Origin of the sequence: Pseudomonas sp. Pseusp97 (genome assembly GCF_047304025.1) — a bacterium.
Classification (GTDB): domain Bacteria; phylum Pseudomonadota; class Gammaproteobacteria; order Pseudomonadales; family Pseudomonadaceae; genus Pseudomonas.
This window is the reverse complement of sequence record NZ_JBGLYK010000126.1, coordinates 1-16,321: the sequence shown is the minus strand read 5'-3', so window position 1 is coordinate 16,321 and position 16,321 is coordinate 1. Positions and strand designations below refer to the sequence as shown.

The window sequence follows — 16,321 nt, the reverse complement described above, 5'->3', positions numbered from 1 at the left end:
GACTTTCGGGAACAGGTCGGCGGCTTCCTCGGCTACACCGCCGGCCGCGGCTCACAGATCGGTTCCTCCGCCGCCAGCGCCTGGGGCGTCGCCCCGAGCATCACCTGGGCCGCCTTCGACCTGGGCAGCGTGCGGGCTCGCCTGCGCGCCTCCAAGGCCGACGCCGACGGCGCCCTGGCGACCTACGAGCAGCAGGTCCTGCTGGCCCTGGAAGAGTCGTCGAACGCCTTCAGCGACTACGGCAAGCGCCAGCAGCGCCTGGTCTCGCTGGTGCGCCAGTCCGAAGCCAGCCGCAACGCCGCCGAGCAGGCCGGCCTGCAATACCGCGAGGGCACCGTGGACTTCCTCAACCTGCTGGACGCCGAGCGCGAACAGCTGGCCGCCGAGGACGCCCAGGCCCTGGCGGAAGTGGACGTGTATCGCGGCATCGTGGCGATCTACAAGGCCCTTGGCGGCGGCTGGCAGCCGACGCCGGCGGCCTGATCGTTCCTCCCCGGTCGGGAACCTCCCGACCTTCTGGCCCTGCGGTCTGACGCTCCGGACCGTGGGGCTTTTTTATGCCTGCGACAAAGCGCTACGGCATCGTCCACCGCCTTCTTTTTGCACGAAGGCAGGGTCAGAAGCACGCTGGTTCCAGAATCTGTCAGAAACCTAGATATCGATCAGTATTTTCCGATAGCAAACGAAAATAAGCTGAAGCTGGTTCGAATTCAGAATTCACTGACACCAGGAATCAAGGAAGCCGCGCAGTGCCCAACAACGAGGTCGAGAGAAGCCCACCCCCTTCCAGCGACGCCGAGCTGTGCCGGCTTCTCCTCGAAATCAGGCGCGGCGAGGTCATCCACCCTCGGCTGAAGCGGATGCTGATTCACCTGGGATTCGCCGAACTGCGTGGCCTGCAGCTCGCACTCACCGGCAAGGGCCGGCTCCTGCTGGAGACCTGAGCTTGGGCTGAGCGCCCCGGGCCGCTATGATCCGGTCCGGTTTGCCCGGGATCAAAGGAGTTCGGTCCCGCCCTGGCCTAAACTTTCCATATCGGACTTTTCAGACAAGGACACGCCGTGGACGCCACTGCCCATTTCATCCCGCTGGACCCCACGTCCCTCTTCATCACCCTCGGCATCATCGTCTTCGGCATGTTCATGCTGGGCATCGGCTTCACTGTGCGTCATCGCCCGGTGGGCGTGTTCCTGATGTGGGTCGGCACGCTCAGCATGCTGTCGATCATCACCTACCGCATCTACATCGCGACCTCGGTCTGACCCTGCCGCGCACCTGAAAACGATCGCGAACGGAGTCAGTAGAGGCGAATCAGACCGTAGGGCGCATAACGCGCCCTACCATCTGGCCCTGCAGGAGCCTGAAAGCGATCGCGGACGGAGTCCGCTCCTACGGAAGGTGAAGGCCTGCGTAGGAGCGGACTCCGTCCGCGATAGACATCCGCAAACGCTTATTCCCCGCTACCGCTCCATCGCTTTCGCATACCCCTTGGGCGAAAAGCGCAGGGTCACGCCCAGCATCAGCACCACCGACACCGCCAGCAGGATCCAGGACGCCTGGAAACTGCCGGTGCTGTCGCGCAGCCAGCCAGTCACATAGGGCACGATGCCGGTGACGATGAAGCCGATACCCTGCACGAAGGCGGCCAGACGCCCGGCCGCACCGGCGTCGGCGAGGTGGTCCAGGGTCAGCGTCAGGCTGAGGGCGAAGCAGGCGCCCAGGCCATAGCCGATCATCGCCACCCAGATGCCCGGCAGGTGCAGCGGCGCGCAGATCAGCCCGACGAAACCGGCGAGCTGGATCAGCAGGCACAGGCACAGCCAGCCGCGGCGATCCAGCGAACGGCGGATCAGCAGCGGGATGGTCAGCGCGGCGATCACCTGGAAAATGGTCATCAGGCCGATCAGCTGGCCGCTGGCCTGGGCCGTCCAGGCGAGCTGGCGGTAATACACCGGCAGCCAGGCCACCATGCTGGTGTAGCCGCCATTGATCAGGCCGAAGTACAAGGCCAGCAGCCAGGCGCGGCGGCTGCCGAAATAGTGCTGCACCTTCTGCCTGGGCGGCGCGGCCACCGGCGTCTCGCGCGGGCGGGCGACAGACCACAGCAGCAGCCCGACGACAGCCAGCAGCAGCCAGGCGCCGAGGCCGTCCTGCCAGCGGTGGAAGTGCTCCGATACCACCGGCGCCAGCACCGCCGCACTGCCGCCGCCGGCCATCAGCGAGGCCGAGTACAGGCCCATGGCGGACGGCACCTTGTGCGGGAACCAGCGCTTGATCACGCCCGGCACGAACGCCTGGATCACCGCCACGCCACAGCCCGCCAGCACCGCGCTGGCGATCAGGGCCAAGCCGCTGTCCAGCAGCAGCCGCCAGAAGCACGCCGCGCCAATGGCCAGCAGGCCGAGCACCATGCCGCGGCTCTCGCCCAGGCGCGGGCCGACCCACGGCAGGCCCAGGGCGAACAGGCCCATGCACAGCACCGGCAGCACCGTCAGCATCGACAGGCCCTGGAAGCCCAGGCCGGTGGCGTCGTGGATATCCGCCAGCAGCGGGCCGATGGAAGTGAGGATCGGCCGCAGGTTGATGCCCAGCGCGACTATCACCAGCAGACCGATCCAGCCGGCGTGGCTGCCCTGAGCGGCCGCTTCGCGTTCCGCCGGCATCGTCATGCCGCGGCTCACGAGCGGTGCTCCAGCCAATGGCGGTACAGACCTTCTTCGCCGCCCGGACGCAACGGCCGCAGCGGCACCGACTGCCACTGCGGCGGCTGGGTCATCTGCTGGTACACGGCGGCAGTCGACAGCCCGAACGGTTCGCCATCGTCGTTGGAATAGGCGAAGTACGCGCCCTCCACACCACAGAGGTGCATGGCCGCCAGGCACATCGGGCACGGGTGGCCGCTGGCGTAGATCACGCAGCCGTCCAGGCGCGAGGAGCCCAGCACCGCCGAGGCGCGGCGGATCGCCAGCAGCTCGGCGTGGGCAGTGGGGTCGAGGTCCACGTGGATGGAGTTGGCGGCGCGGGCGATCACCCGGCCATCCTTGACCAGCACGGCGCCGAATGGGCGGCCGCCGGCCTCGATGTTGTCGCGCGCCAGTTGCAGGGCCTCGCGCATGAAGTCTTTGTGTGACATGGCAGTTTCCAGCGAATCGGTTCGATCAATGCGCGCCGGCGGCTTCCAGCATCCTGGCGATGGTGGTCTGGTTGCGCTGGCGGGCGTGTTGCAGCGGCGTGACGCCGTCGTTGTCGGCCAGGTTCAGGTTCGCCCCGGCTTCTATGAGTTGTTTGACGATGGCCTGGTGACGCGGGCCGCCGTCGCTGAGCAGGATGGCTTCGAGCAGCCCGGTCCAGCCCAGCTTGTTGACGTGATCGGGATCGACGCCGGCCTTGAGCAACGTCGCCACCGCTTCCACATAGCCGCGCTCGCAGGCCGGAATCAGCGCCGTGCCGCCATAGCGGTTGGTGCTGCGCAGATCGGCGCCGTGGGCCAGCGTCAGGCGGAGTATGTCCAGGTGCCCCGACGCGCCGGCCAGCAGGAAGGCGCTGTCGTGGAGGCGGTTCTGCCGGTTGACGTCGGCGCCAGCGGCGACCAGCAGCCGAGCGACATCCACGCGGTCGCGGGCGGTGGCCAGCAGCAGCGGCGTATTGCCCTGCCCATCGGTCACATCCACCGGTACGCCGCGCCCCAGCAGCGCCGCGACCTCGGCTGAGTCACCTTCGCTGGCGGCATTGAGCAAGGCTTGCGCGGCGGCGCGGCTGTGCACGTCCTCGGTCTGAACAGTCGGCATATCCATGGGCGCTCCCCCGTGATGGCTGTCGTGCCTCGAATCAGTCTCTATCAATGAGCCAAGGCAGTATGACGAAGGGAGGTTCTATGCTGAAATTAAATAGAAACATGACTTTCAGTGGATATCGCAATGATTGATCCCAACCTGCTGCGCAGCTTCGTCATGGTGGTGGATGCCGGCAACTTCACCCGCGCCGCCGAGCTGCTGCACCTCACCCAGTCCACCGTCAGCCAGCAGATCCTGCGGCTGGAGCAGAGCCTGGACTGCCGCCTGCTCGACCGCAGCCAGCGCCAGGTGCTGCCCACCGAGCAGGGCGAACGGCTGCTGGGCTACGCGCGGCGCATCCTCGAACTCGGCTCGCAGGCGCGCGAGGCGCTGAGCAGCGAGCACAGCGAGGGCGTACTGCGCCTGGGGATGCCGGAGGACTTCGCCGGCGAACGGATGATGCCGCTGCTGGCGGCCTTCAGCGCGGAGCGTCCGCGCTTGCGCCTGGAGGTCTCCAGCGGGCTCAGCCAGGAGCTGCTGCGCCAGTACCGCAGCGGCGAGCTGGACCTGGCGCTGGTCAAGCAATGGGGCGCGGACGCCGACTGCCTGGCGCACTGGCCCGAACCCCTGGCCTGGCAGGACAGCGCCGCCACTCCCGCCGCCGCGCGTGACCCGCTGCCGCTGGTGGTGTTCCCGCTGGGGGCGTTGTATCGCCAGGAGATGATCCACGCCCTGGAAGCCAGCGGCCGGCGCTGGCGCATCAGCTACAGCAGCGCGAGCCTGGCGAGTCTATCCGCAGCGGTGGCGGCGGGTATGGGCGTCAGCCTGCTGCCTTTGCGCGGGCGCCATGAGGGCCACCGCGTGCTGACCGCCGAGGAAGGCTTCGCTCCCATCGAGGGACTGGAGCTGGCGCTCTATGCGCGCCCGGAACTGGGCAGCGCCGGGCGCAGCCTGTGCGAGCAATTGCGCGAGCTGTGCGCGCAGCTGGCCACCGTAGCCCCGTAACGCCGGGCTCAGGCCTGAGCGCCGAGGCGCTCGAGGAAGTGTTCGGCCGCCACCGGCTTGCCGAGCAGAAAGCCCTGCAGCGAGTCGCAACCCAGGCGGGTGAGGAAGTTCTGCTGCCCGGAGGTTTCCACCCCTTCGGCGACGATGCGCAGATCCAGCGCCTGGCCCAGCGCGACGATGGCCGAGACGATGGCCGCGTCGTCGCTGTCCTGCTCCAGGTCGCGGACGAAGCCGCGGTCGATCTTCAGCTCGTTGGCCGGCAGGCGTTTCAAGTACAGCAGGCTGGAGTAGCCGGTGCCGAAGTCGTCGATGGACAGGTCCACGCCCATGTCCGACAGCCTGCCGAGGATTTCCAGGCTGGAGTCGGCATCGCGCATGGCGGTGGTCTCGGTGATCTCCAGGGTCAGACAGCGCGCCGGCAACTGGTGGCGCTGCAGCGCGTCGGCCACCGACTGCACCAGCGCCGCATGGCAGAACTGCAGCGCCGAGAGGTTCACCGCCACGCGCCAGCCTTCATGGCCCTGCAGGTACCACTGGCGCATCTGCCGGCAGGCCTCGTCGAGCACCCAGTCGCCAATGGGGATGATCAGCCCGGTGCGCTCGGCGAGGGCGATGAAGGTATCGGGCATCAGCAGGCCGCGTTGCGGATGCTGCCAGCGCAGCAGCGCCTCGGCGCCGATGGGCTCGCCGCTGGCGGCGAACTTGGGCTGGTAATGCAGGATGAACTCGCGGCGCTCCAGCGCCGCGCGCAAGTCGTGCAGCAACTGCAGATGGTTGCGCGCGTTGGTGTTCATCGACTGCTCGAAGAAGCTGTAGCCGTTCTTGCCGTTGCCCTTGGCGTGGTACATCGCCGCGTCGGCGTTGCGCAGCAGCTCGTGCTGGCTGGCACCGTCGCCGGGATAGACCACGATGCCGAGGCTGGCGGCGATGCGCAGCTCCTGCCCGGCGATATGGAACGGCTGGGCCAGCAGGCTGATCTGCTGCCCGGCGACCGTCACCGCGTCCTCGGCGTCAGCCAGTTCGACCAGCACCACGAACTCGTCGCCGCCGATACGCGCCACGGTGTCTTCGCTGCGCAGGCTGTCGCGCAGACGCTGGGCCACCGCCTTGAGCAACAGGTCGCCGACGTGGTGGCCGAAGGCGTCGTTGACCGGCTTGAAGCCGTCGAGATCGAGGAACATCAGCGCAAAATGCCCGCCGCTGCGCTGCACCTTGCCGATCATCTGCTCGATGCGGTCCTCCAGCAGGATGCGGTTGGGCAGGCGCGTGAGGTTGTCGTGCAGGGCAAGCTGGGTCAGCTCCTGGTTGGCATGCGCCAGGGACGAGGCGAGCTGCGCCGTGCGCGCCTCCAGGCGCGCATCCAGCACCGAGGTGAGCAGCGCGATACCGATCACCGCCAGGGTGACGATGATGATCAGCAGCGCCAGCCAGTCGCTGTTCAACCCGCTGGGGGATGCGCCACAGAAGCTGCCCTCGGGAAAGCGCGCGGCGGCCATGCCGGTGTAGTGCATGCCGACTATGGCCACGCCCATCACCAGCGCCGCGCCGGCGCGCGCCAGGCGTACGTAAGGCATGTTCCGGCGCAGGCGGTGGGCGATCCAGAGGGCGGCGCCGGAAGCCAGCACGGCGATCAGCAGGGACAGGCCGAACAGCGTCGGGTCGTAGTCGATGCCCGGCTGCATCAGCATCGCGTGCATGCCCAGGTAGTGCATGCAGCTGATGCCCGTGCCCATGGCCAGCGCACCACAGAGCAGTTGCCAGAGCGGCAGGCGGTCCTGGCTGGCCAGCGCCAGGGCGAAGCCCGAGCTGAGCACGGCGATGGCCAGCGACAGCAGCGTCAGGGTGAGGTCATAGCCCAGCGGGATGGGCAGGCTGAAGGCGAGCATGCCGATGAAGTGCATCGACCACACGCCGATGCCCATCGCCACCCCGCCGCCGCCGATCCACAGCAGCACCGGCCAGCCAAGGGTGGTCGCGATGCGCCCGGCCAGGTCCAGGGCGGTGTAGGACGCCAGCACGGCGACGCACAGCGAAATCAGGACCAGGGCGGGATCGTAGCTACCGGCAAGCATGGGGGCTCTCAGAGGGACTCGCGCGATCCCTGCGCACAAAAGTCCGGAATTCTAGCGAAACACCCAGGCTTCAACTACTGGCCAGTTGCCCTGTTCGTCGCCAAGTTTTCCCCGCCATCCTGCTTCAGGCAGCCCTCGGCCGTCCCCGGACAGGCCCGCGCCCAGAGGAAGCCCTGTTCGCGATGTCCCTGCGGGTCGTAATAGGCCAGCTGCAATCCCTTGGCATCGAAGGCCAACCGCACGAAACCATGCTGCTCGGCGGCGAACAGCGTGCCATCGCCCGGCGTACCGGGCCTGATCCCGTCGAGGGTCTGGCCGCCGCCACCGGACACCACCCAGGCCGGCTCGCCGGGGCGGACGATCACCTCCTGGTTGTGCTCATGGCCGGACAGGTACAGGTCCACGCCGCTGCGCTGCATCGCCGGCAGCAATTGCCGCAGCCGCTTGGCGTCGTCCCCGTGCTTGCCGCCGCTGCTGCGCATGGCATGGTGCGCCACCACCATCTTCCATAGCGGTGCGGGGCCGGGCGCGGCGAAGGCCTTCTGCAGGAAGTCCGCCTGACGCTGGCGGCCGTCGACATCGGCATTGGTATCCAGAAACACCACGCGCAGCAGCGGGCGCCCCTGCACTTCGCCAAAGTCGCGGGTATAGAAAGGCGCCGGCATCTGCCAGCGCCTGGAGCCCATCTGCCGGCTGGCGTAGTCGAGTTCGACGGCAGCGGAGTCCGGGTAATCGTGATTGCCCAGCACCGCGTAGAACGGCACGCGGCTGAGCCAGGGGCCGTGATAGACGCGCTCGAACTTGAGCTGCCAGGCCGGATCGTTCAGCCCGCTCAACGCCTTGCCGTAGAAGTTGTCGCCCAGCAGCAGGACCATGTTCACCCCGCCCTCATGCTCGGCGACGCGCTCCATGCCCTCGGCCACGCGCCATTGCTGCAGGTCGCCGCTGCCCTGGTCGCCCAGCGCCAGCAGGGTCACCCGCGACGGATCCTGATCCGCCAGCGGCGTGTAGGGTGGCGGCGGAACCAGCACCATGAAGCCGGCGAGACAGCCGACCACCAGAATCAGCACGGCCAGCGCCAGCAGCAGGTGTCGACGACGATAACGGGAAGCGGAGGCAGAGCGCGGACCAGGCAGACGGGCAGACATGGCGACCCCCAGGGGGAATACCGGGCGAGGGTCGCAGTGAAGCACCGCGAAGGTTAATTCCGCGTTAACGAAATGTCGCCTATACATGCAGGCAACAAGACCCGTCCCGGACCCGCCATGCCTCTGCGCCGCCACCTCATCCTCCTGCTCTTCCTCGGCGGCCTGCTGTTCTTCTGCGCCCTGGGCAATCACCAGTTGCAGGGCTCCACCGAGCCCAGGGTGGCCGGCATCGCGATGGAGATGCAGCTTGACCGGGATTGGGTGACGCCGCGCCTGAACGGGGCGCCGTTCCTGGAAAAGCCGCCGCTGAGCCTGTGGCTGGACGTCGCCGCGATCCGCCTGTTCGGCCCGACCACCCTGGCCGTGCGACTGGCCTCGGCGTTCGCCGGTTTGTTCTGCGTGCTGCTGCTCTACACCACCCTGCGCCGCCTGGGCCGCCCCGCGACGCTGGCGCTGCTCGCCGCGCTCATGCTGATGACCCTGGCGAGCTTCTGGGCCAACGCCCGCCAGGTCGGCGAGGACGCGCTGCTCACCCTGGGCGTGACCCTGACGCTGTTGTCCTTCCTGCAGGCCTGGCTCGAACCACCGGGGCACCTGAGGCATTGGCTGGCGTTCGCCGCCGGGATCGCCCTTTCCACCCTGAGCAAGGGCGTGCTGGGCCTGGCGCTGCCGGGTGTGGTGGTGTTCGCCTGCCTGCTGTGGGACAGCCTGGCGCAGCGCCGTCTGAACGTCCCCGCCTGGCTGCGACCGCTGCTGTGGACGCTGCCCGGTCTGTTGCCGCTGCTGGCCTGGCTGCTGTTCCTCTACCGCGACGGTGGCGGCGCGGCCCTGCAGGAAATCCTCTGGACCAACAGTGTCGGGCGCTTCAGTGGCTCGTTCAGCGAGGCCGGGCACTTCGAACCCTTCTACTACTACATGGTGCGCCTGCCCCAGGCCTTCCTGCCGTGGAACATCCTGCTCTACCTCGGCCTCTGGCATTTCCGCAAACGCCTGGCGAAGGACCGTTACCTGCTGTTCTTCTGCCTGTGGCTGGCCGCTCAGTTCGCCCTGCTCACTCTCGCTTCCAGCAAGCGCATGGTCTACCTGATGGCGCTGGCTCCGGCAGCAGCTGTGATCGCCGCCGAATACACCCATCTGTTCCTGCCAGCCTGGTACGCCCGCGCTTCGCGCTGGGCGCGCGGCGCCGCCCTGGCCGTGGCGCTGCTGGTTCCCGCCTGCTACCTGGCCTACGCGATCTGGATCGAGCCCCGCGCCGACCAGCGGGAATCCTTCCTGCCGCTGACCGAGCGAATCCGCCAGCACCAGATGGCCGGCCGCCAGGTGGCGTTGTTCCAGCCCAGCGAGCGGCTGGCCGGCGCCGGCGTGTTCTACAGTCGCAGCCTGCTGCCGGCGCTGCAGACCCGCGAGGAGCTGACGGCCTTCCTGAGCCAGCCGGGCGAACATATCGCCCTGCTGGAAAGCGAAACCGTGCCACAGGCCCCGCTGGGCGTGCTGCAGCACTTCCGCGTGGGCGAGCGCGACTACTACTTCGTCGGCCAGCAGTACCCAGGAGATTGACTCAAGGCCGCCCCTGCCAGCCGGAAGCGGCTAACCTTGCTGCATCGCCACCGCCCGCACAGGAGCCGCTTCCCTTGGCGAAGCAACCCTCGATCCTCACCCTGCCGTTCCGCCGCCTGGCCAACCCTTATACCCGCTACCGCTACGCCGCCTGGATCCACTGCGTGCGCGTCGGCCTCGCGCTGCTCGCCTCGATGCTGCTGACCAGCGCGCTGAAGCTGCCCCACGGTCTCTGGGCCTCGGTGACGGTGCTGGTGGTGATGGGCGGGCTGGTGCACCAGGGCACGATTCGCGGCAAGTCCTATGAGCGGGTGATGGGCACGCTGGTAGGGGCGGCGCTCGGGTTGTGCGTGATCGCCATCTACGACCAGAGCCGTTCGCTCACCCTGACCTACCTGGTGATGTCGCTGCTGGGCGCGGCTTCGGCCTTCTATGCGATCCGCCGCCCCGGCTACGTCGCGCTGCTGGCCGGGATCACGATGTGCATCGTCGCCGGCCCCGGTGAAACCGGCTTCACCGAAGGATTGTGGCGGTCGGCCAACGTGCTGATCGGTGTCGCCGTGGCCCTGCTGTTCTCGCAAATCTACCCGTTGCGGGCGGTCTACGTCTGGCGCTACCTGCTGTCGGACAACCTGCGGGCCTGCGCGCGGATGTACGGCCAGCTGTCATCCAACCACGACTTCACCGCCGAGCATTTCGCCCGCCAGCTGGAGGAGCTGGACCACCGCCTGGTGGCCTCCCGCGCGCACCTGGGGCCGGTATCGAAGGAGACCGCGATGCCGCTGCGCGAGCTGGAGATCATCCAGCGCATCCATCGCGCGATCATGGGCACCCTGGAGTCGCTGATCGCCTCGCGGCAGTTCGCTGCCGAGGCCGGGGAGATAGAGCCGGTACCCGCCAGCCTCGACGCGCACCGGCAGATCATCGGCCGCCTGCTGCTGCAATCGGCCCATGCCTTGAAATTCAGCCGCACCAGCAAGCTGGTGCAGGCCTGCCAGGGCCTGGACAACCTGCCGGCGCGGCCGCACAACCTGACCGATTCCTTCGAGAAGCAGGGCTTCTACTGGCTCACCCTGCGCCTCTACGAACAGGTGGAGATGCTCTCGGAAAAACTCGCCGCCACCTCCAGGCACTGGAACATCCACAGCCGCGACCGGGCCTGAGCCCGGCCGCGCTGCTTTTATCAAGAGTCGATCAGGCGCCGAAGCCGCCGTCGATGGTCAGGCTGGCACCGGTGATATAGCCGGCTTCCGGGCCGGCCAGGTAAGCGACGAAGGCGGCGATTTCTTCTGCGCGGCCATAACGGCCGACCGCCATCAGGTCCATCAAAGAGGCCGCGAAGTCGCTGTCCGCCGGGTTCATGTCGGTGTCCACCGGGCCGGGCTGCACATTGTTCACGGTGATGCCGCGCGGGCCGAGGTCGCGGGCCAGGCCCTTGGTCAGGCCGACAATGGCCGACTTGCTCATGGCATACACCGCGCCGCCGCCGAAGGGCATGCGGTCGGCGTTGGTGCTGCCGATGGTGATGATGCGCCCGCCCTGCCCCATGTGCCGCGCGGCGGCCTGGGTGGCGACGAAGACACTGCGCACGTTCACCGCCAGGGTGCGGTCGAGGTCTTCCAGGCTGAACTCTTCCACCGGGGCGATGGCCAGCACGCCGGCGTTGTTCACCAGGATATCGATGCCGCCGAAGTGTTGCGCGGCGTTCTCGATGGCCTGTTGCACCGAGGCTGCGTCGCCGCTGTCGGCCTTCAGCGCCAGGGCGCGACCACCGGCGGCTGCGATGCTGGCGGCCAGGTCTTCGGCCTTCTGCGCCGAGCTGACGTAGGTGAAGGCCACGGCGGCGCCTTCGCCGGCGAGGCGCTGCACGATGGCGGCGCCGATGCCGCGGGAACCGCCCTGTACGAAAGCGACTTTGCCGGCGAGCGGCTTCGAGGTGGAGGACGAGTGGGTCTGTGTGGTGGTCATTGCGGTGTCTCCGGGAATCTTGGTGGGGGAGTGAGTTCGACGGGGCCAGTTTCCCTCTCGCACTCGTTACTCGGTAGCCAGTAATCGCTATATTCAGTCGATACCAAACGTCCGGAATACCACCCATGGAAAGCCTGATCAGTATCGAATGCTTCGTCCGCAGCGCCGAGGCCGGCAGTTTCGCCGCCGCCGCGCGGCGCCTGGGGCTGACTCCGGCGGCGGTGAGCAAGAACGTGGCGCGGCTGGAGAACAACCTGGGCGTGCGGCTGTTCCAGCGTAGTACCCGCAGCCTGGCCCTGACTGAATCCGGCGAGCGATTTCTCGACGAGGCCAGCGGCGGCCTGGCCAGCCTGCAGAGCGCCATCGCCAACCTGGCCAGCGCCGACGGCCAGCCCAGCGGCATGCTGAAGGTGAGCATGGGGCTGGTATTCGGCCGCGACTACATCCTGCCGCTGCTGGGCGATTTCCTCGGGCGCTACCCGGCGATCCGTCCGGACTGGCACTTCGACAACCGCCAGGTCGACCTCATCGCCGAAGGCTTCGACGCGGCCATCGGCGGCGGCTTCGAGCTGCCGCCCGGCGTGGTGGCGCGCAAGCTGAGCCCGGCGCACCTGGTACTGCTGGCGTCCCCGGCGTACCTGGAGAGCCGCCCGGCGATCCGCTACCCGTCCGACCTGCCCAGCCATGACGGCATCCGCATCCGCTCGCCGCAGACCGGCCGCGTGCGGCCCTGGCCACTGACCAACCGCCAGCAGGCCCAGGCGCCGATAGCCCTGAAGGAGCGCATGACCTTCAGCGACCCGGAGGCCGCTTGCGTCGCTGCACTGATGGGGCTGGGCGTGACCCTGGTGAGCATGCAACACGCCGTGCCGTACCTCGACAGCGGGCGACTGCTGCGGGTGCTGCCGGACTGGTACGTGGATGCCGGCAACACCGCGATCTACTATGCCGCGCAAAAGCTGCTGCCCGCGAAGACGCGGGTATTCGTCGATTGCGTGATGGAGCATTTCCGCCAGCACGCGCTGGACCGGCGCTTCAGTGCGCTCTGATGAGAAGCTGTCTTGCGGAAATTGAAATGAATCTTGCGGGGGCGAAGCGGGTCGACACTTGGCAAGCTTCGAAGTCCCAGGGCTTGCGCATCGAGAATCGAGGAGAACCTGGATGAAAAAGTATGCCCTGCTTCTGGCCATGGCGTTTTCCGTACCCGCCTTCGCCGACAGCGCGCTGTGCGACGGTAACCTGCAGCAGATCAACGACTTCCTCAAGACCGCCAGCCCCAACGCCACCGGCGTGAAGGTCAATGCAGTCCACGAGTACCTCGCCAAGGCCGAGGCGGCGAAAAAGGCCGGCGACTACAAGGAGTGCGTCAACCAGTCGAGCCAGGCGCTGCGCGTGATCAAGAAGCCTGCCAACCGCTGAGACCTGGCTGGATAACAAAAAGCCCCGCACAGGCGGGGCTTTTTCATGGGCGGCGCCAGGCTCAGCCGCAGGAGACCTGCTTCACCACCTGGTTGTCGTCGACGTCGATGTTCAGGCGTTGCGAGTTGTATTCCATGGTCACCGGCTGGTGCGGGGTGAGCACGCGAGCGACGCTGGCGCCGGCGTCGCGGCGGGCTTCCTCGGTCAGCGTCGGGTTGACGATCCTGCCGACGATCGACTGCACCGCCTTGGCGTTGCAGGTGCCGGTCAGGGCCGGCGAGTCGTCCGCGGCCGGCTGGGCGGCATCGGACGAGGAATCCTTGGAACTGCAACCGGCAAGCGCGGCGACAGCGAGAAGCGACAGCAAGGTCACTCGGTTCAAGGGCATGAAAGGTCTCCCTGGTTCTTCGTGGAAAAAAACGCGAAAGGCGCCACCTTACCAGCCAGAAGGCTGCGGCAGCGCGATGGATGTATTGCAGGCTGATACATGCAGGGCCCGTGGCAGAGCCGTACGGCGCCATTTACACAACCTTTACACCGGCGGCGTTACGATTCGTTCGAGGCCGATGTCTCATAGATACCTGGTTCCACGCCGGGTTCCTCAGGAGGTGCATCATGCTTCACCGTCTCCCCCAGATCGCCCTGCTCTGCGCTGGCCTCGCCCTCGCCGGCCAGGCCGCGGCCAACAGCAATACCGACGCCGCCGCGATAGGCGCCGTGGTCGGTGCCGTTGTCGGGGGTGCAGTGGTCGCCGGGTCGCAACCCGCGCCGGCGCCCTATTACGCTCCGCCGCCACCGGTGGCCTATTACCCGCCGCCACCGGTGTACTACCAGCCGGTGCCGGTCTACCAACCGGTTTACCAGCCGGTCTACCGCCCGGTGGTGGTGGTGCCCGGCCCGCGTTACTACGGCCCGCCCCGCTACTATGGTCCGCCGCGCTATTACGGCCCCGGCTACTACGGCCCGCCGGGCCACTACCGTCACTGGTAAGCGCCACCAGAAGACCCCGCTCGCGAGCGGGGTCTTTGCATTCAGGCGGGCAGGCGAATGCTCCCGGCCAACTCCTCGAACAATGTCACCACCGCCCGCAGGGCCCGGCAGTCTGGACGGGTCAGCAGCCAGAGATGGATGGTGCAGCCGGGCAGTTCCGGCTCCAGCACCTGCAACCCGTCGTCCGGGCGCAGCAGGAATGCCGGCAGCGCAGCCAGCCCCAGCCCCGCGCGGCAGAGGTCGAGCACCGACAGCATGCTGTTGCAGCGATAGGCCGGCAGTACCGTGGGGAACGCCTGGCGGCGCCCGGCGACGCTGGAGTGGTCGGGCAGGAAGTCGTCCGGGGCGATCCAGCTCATTTCCTGCCAGGGTCGGTCGCCCTGTTCGGCCAGGTAATCGCGGTGCGCGCAGAGGACGTAGTGCACCTCGCCCAGCTTGCGTCCGACCAGATGCTCCGGCGGCGCATTGGTCAGGCGCAGGGCGATGTCGGCATCGCGGCGGCTGAGGTTGGCGAAGGCGTTGGAAGTGGTCAGTTCCAGGTTCAACGCCGGGTAGCGCTTCATGAAGCGCGCCAGGGCGGGCAGCAGCAAACCCTGCAGCACCGTATCCGAACAGGTCAGGCGCACGGTGCCGCTGAGCACATCGTGGCCCTGCTCCAGGCCGAGGCGCGCGGCCTCCAGCGCCTGCTCGGCCAGTTCCGCCTGGGTCGCCAGCTGCTGTGCGGTGGCGGTGGCCAGGTAGCCGTTGCGGCCTTTCTCGAACAGCGCGGTGCCCAGCGCCTTTTCCAGCCGGCGCACCGCACGGAACACGGTGGAGACGTCTACCTCGAGCAATTCCGCGGCGCGCGCAAGGCTGCCCCCGCGCACCAACGCCAGCACCAGGGCGAGATCGGCGTATTCCAGACGGTATTGCATCGATGCACTCCAAGGTTGCGCAACCGCCCATTTTCGATTGCACCTGCGCAACTATAAATTGCCTCCCATGGGCCCGCCAATGGGCCACGACGCCGGGGGAACCAAGCATGGGAAAACGTCGTAAAGCACTGCGCATCGGCCTGATCGGCGACCGCGACAGCCGCGTCACCGCCCACTGGGCGATTCCCCTGGCCCTGCAGCAATCGCTGCTGCCGCATTCGGGCACCCTGCGCGTGGACTGGCTGGATACCCCGCGTCTCGCCCAGGGCCTGGACCTGGAGCCCTACTCCGGCTTCTGGTGCATCCCCGGCAGCCCTTACCGGAGCACCGAGGGCGCGCTGCGCGCCATCACCTTTGCTCGCGAGAACGAGGTGCCCTTCCTCGGCACCTGCGGCGGCTTCCAGCATGCCCTGCTGGAGCGCGCCCGCAACGTCCTTGGCTGGAGCGATGCAGCCCACGCCGAGATGGACCCGCAAGCCACTCGCCCGGTGGTCCATGCCCTGCCCTGTTCGCTGGTGGAAGTCAGCGAAACCATCCGTCTCACCCCTGGCTCGCATCTCGCTGCCCTCTATGGGCTGCCGGAGATTCGCGAGGGCTATCGCTGCAGCTATGGCGTGAACCCGGAGTTCCAGGACGAGCTGTTCGGCGGCTCGCTGCGCGCCTGTGCCCATGGCGAGGACGGCAGCATCCGCGCGCTGGAGGCCACCGACCATCCGTTCTTCGTCGCCACCTTGTTCCAGCCCGAACGCAAGGCCCTGGCCGGCATCGCCGTGCCCGTCGCCGAAGCGCTGCTGTGCGCCGCGTTCCGTCACGCATCGAATCGAGTGTCCATCCCAGAACCCATCCAGGCAGGGAGCCCCGCATGATCGCCAGCACACCGCAACCGCCCTACTACGCCGTGACCTTCACTTCCTACCGCACCGAACTGGACGAGGGCTACGGCGCCACCGCCGAGCGCATGCTGGAACTGGCGGCGCAGCAGGACGGCTTCCTCGGCGTCGAATCGGCCCGTGGCGCCGACGGTCTGGGCATCACCGTGTCGTACTGGCGCGATGAGGCCGCCATCCGCCAGTGGAAGCAGCAGGCCGAACATCGCATGGCCCAGCAGGCCGGCCGCCGCGACTGGTACAGCGCCTTCCGGGTGCGCATCAGCCGGGTCGAACGCGAATACGGTTTCGAACGCTGAGCGACCCGTTCTGGCCCAGACACGACACGCCGGGTTCGATGCCCGGCGCACTTCGTCTAGGCTGGTCCCCATTCAGCAAAGGGGGACCGACGCATGCACCGACAAGCCAGTGAACTGCAGGCCGCCTACCTGGGCGAAGTCCGCGGCGAGAACTTCTTCCTCGGCCTGGCCGAGCAACTGCCCGAAGGCGCCTCTTCGATGCTCCTGCTGGCGCGACTGGAGCGCCAGACCGGCCTGCGCATGGCGCGGCTGCTGCAGCGCCACGGCCTGCCGCTGGGCGACACTGCCC

20 protein-coding genes are annotated in these 16,321 nt (G+C 67.8%); 12 read left to right on the top strand and 8 right to left on the bottom strand.

The genetic code is table 11. From position 1 onward, the window contains the following. The 3 genes from ACCC94_RS19275 to ACCC94_RS19265 form a co-directional block, all read left to right on the top strand. Positions 1-483, top strand: a 483-nt coding sequence (locus tag ACCC94_RS19275) for a TolC family protein (protein WP_413351100.1), incomplete at its 5' end; no start/stop codon positions are given. Between the two features lie 266 nt (positions 484-749). Next, positions 750-944 (top strand): hypothetical protein, encoded by a 195-nt coding sequence (locus ACCC94_RS19270; protein WP_413351099.1) that lies wholly within the window; start codon positions 750-752, stop codon positions 942-944. Positions 945-1,061: 117 nt separating this feature from the next. After that, a complete protein-coding gene (locus ACCC94_RS19265; protein ID WP_413351098.1) occupies positions 1,062-1,262 on the top strand; it encodes a hypothetical protein in 201 nt (66 codons plus the stop codon). A 198-nt stretch (positions 1,263-1,460) separates the two neighbouring features. On the opposite strand, the gene ACCC94_RS19260 is transcribed toward ACCC94_RS19265, so the two are convergent. The 3 genes from ACCC94_RS19260 to ACCC94_RS19250 are packed head-to-tail and all read right to left on the bottom strand — an operon-like array spanning position 1,461 to position 3,794. Next, positions 1,461-2,669, bottom strand: coding sequence for a CynX/NimT family MFS transporter (locus ACCC94_RS19260; RefSeq protein ID WP_413351101.1), 1,209 nt, complete (start codon positions 2,667-2,669; stop codon positions 1,461-1,463). Between the two features lie 8 nt (positions 2,670-2,677). Further along, positions 2,678-3,133 (bottom strand): nucleoside deaminase, encoded by a 456-nt coding sequence (locus ACCC94_RS19255; protein WP_413351097.1) that lies wholly within the window; start codon positions 3,131-3,133, stop codon positions 2,678-2,680. Positions 3,134-3,158: 25 nt separating this feature from the next. Next, a complete protein-coding gene (locus tag ACCC94_RS19250; protein WP_413351096.1) occupies positions 3,159-3,794 on the bottom strand; it encodes an ankyrin repeat domain-containing protein in 636 nt (211 codons plus the stop codon). A gap of 123 nt (positions 3,795-3,917) precedes the next feature. Here ACCC94_RS19250 and ACCC94_RS19245 point away from each other — a divergent pair, with 123 nt between their 5' ends. Beyond that, on the top strand, positions 3,918-4,778 hold the full coding sequence (locus ACCC94_RS19245; RefSeq protein WP_413351095.1) for a LysR family transcriptional regulator: 861 nt from the start codon (positions 3,918-3,920) through the stop codon (positions 4,776-4,778). 8 nt (positions 4,779-4,786) lie between these two features. Here ACCC94_RS19245 and ACCC94_RS19240 read toward each other — a convergent pair whose 3' ends face one another. Beyond that, positions 4,787-6,850 carry a putative bifunctional diguanylate cyclase/phosphodiesterase gene (locus ACCC94_RS19240; protein WP_413351094.1) on the bottom strand — a complete coding sequence of 688 codons (2,064 nt, stop codon included), beginning with the start codon at positions 6,848-6,850 and terminating at the stop codon, positions 4,787-4,789. A 74-nt stretch (positions 6,851-6,924) separates the two neighbouring features. Further along, positions 6,925-7,998 (bottom strand): metallophosphoesterase, encoded by a 1,074-nt coding sequence (locus ACCC94_RS19235; protein WP_413351093.1) that lies wholly within the window; start codon positions 7,996-7,998, stop codon positions 6,925-6,927. 117 nt (positions 7,999-8,115) lie between these two features. Here ACCC94_RS19235 and ACCC94_RS19230 point away from each other — a divergent pair, with 117 nt between their 5' ends. Together ACCC94_RS19230 and ACCC94_RS19225 are read left to right on the top strand one after the other, a co-directional pair. Next, complete coding sequence (locus tag ACCC94_RS19230; RefSeq protein WP_413351092.1) at positions 8,116-9,555, top strand: ArnT family glycosyltransferase; 1,440 nt, start codon at positions 8,116-8,118, stop codon at positions 9,553-9,555. Positions 9,556-9,629: 74 nt separating this feature from the next. After that, positions 9,630-10,718 (top strand): FUSC family protein, encoded by a 1,089-nt coding sequence (locus ACCC94_RS19225; RefSeq protein WP_413351091.1) that lies wholly within the window; start codon positions 9,630-9,632, stop codon positions 10,716-10,718. Positions 10,719-10,749: 31 nt separating this feature from the next. Here ACCC94_RS19225 and ACCC94_RS19220 read toward each other — a convergent pair whose 3' ends face one another. Then, positions 10,750-11,523: a 3-oxoacyl-ACP reductase family protein gene (locus tag ACCC94_RS19220; RefSeq protein ID WP_413351090.1), complete on the bottom strand. Its 774-nt coding sequence runs from the start codon at positions 11,521-11,523 to the stop codon at positions 10,750-10,752. 125 nt (positions 11,524-11,648) lie between these two features. On the opposite strand from ACCC94_RS19220, the gene ACCC94_RS19215 reads away from it, so the two are divergent. Continuing rightward, complete coding sequence (locus ACCC94_RS19215) at positions 11,649-12,572, top strand: LysR family transcriptional regulator (RefSeq protein ID WP_413351089.1); 924 nt, start codon at positions 11,649-11,651, stop codon at positions 12,570-12,572. A gap of 112 nt (positions 12,573-12,684) precedes the next feature. Beyond that, complete coding sequence (locus tag ACCC94_RS19210) at positions 12,685-12,942, top strand: hypothetical protein (protein WP_413351088.1); 258 nt, start codon at positions 12,685-12,687, stop codon at positions 12,940-12,942. 61 nt (positions 12,943-13,003) lie between these two features. On the opposite strand, the gene ACCC94_RS19205 is transcribed toward ACCC94_RS19210, so the two are convergent. Next, on the bottom strand, positions 13,004-13,330 hold the full coding sequence (locus tag ACCC94_RS19205; protein WP_413351087.1) for an I78 family peptidase inhibitor: 327 nt from the start codon (positions 13,328-13,330) through the stop codon (positions 13,004-13,006). Between the two features lie 227 nt (positions 13,331-13,557). Between ACCC94_RS19205 and ACCC94_RS19200 the strand changes: the two genes are divergently transcribed. Beyond that, complete coding sequence (locus ACCC94_RS19200) at positions 13,558-13,932, top strand: hypothetical protein (RefSeq protein ID WP_088417207.1); 375 nt, start codon at positions 13,558-13,560, stop codon at positions 13,930-13,932. Between the two features lie 41 nt (positions 13,933-13,973). Here the strand turns inward: ACCC94_RS19200 and ACCC94_RS19195 are convergent, their stop codons facing one another. Then, the gene (locus ACCC94_RS19195) at positions 13,974-14,846 is read right to left on the bottom strand and encodes a LysR family transcriptional regulator (RefSeq protein WP_413351086.1); all 873 of its coding nucleotides are present in this window, start codon (positions 14,844-14,846) and stop codon (positions 13,974-13,976) included. A 107-nt stretch (positions 14,847-14,953) separates the two neighbouring features. Between ACCC94_RS19195 and ACCC94_RS19190 the strand changes: the two genes are divergently transcribed. The 3 genes from ACCC94_RS19190 to ACCC94_RS19180 all read left to right on the top strand — a co-directional run. Continuing rightward, the gene (locus tag ACCC94_RS19190) at positions 14,954-15,712 is read left to right on the top strand and encodes a CTP synthase (RefSeq protein WP_413351085.1); all 759 of its coding nucleotides are present in this window, start codon (positions 14,954-14,956) and stop codon (positions 15,710-15,712) included. After that, positions 15,709-16,032, top strand: a complete 324-nt coding sequence (locus tag ACCC94_RS19185; RefSeq protein WP_138522940.1) for an antibiotic biosynthesis monooxygenase family protein — start codon at positions 15,709-15,711, stop codon at positions 16,030-16,032. Before ACCC94_RS19190 ends, ACCC94_RS19185 begins: the two co-directional genes overlap by 4 nt. Positions 16,033-16,125: 93 nt before the next feature. After that, positions 16,126-16,321: hypothetical protein (locus ACCC94_RS19180; protein WP_413351084.1), on the top strand; the 196-nt coding region annotated here is incomplete at its 3' end.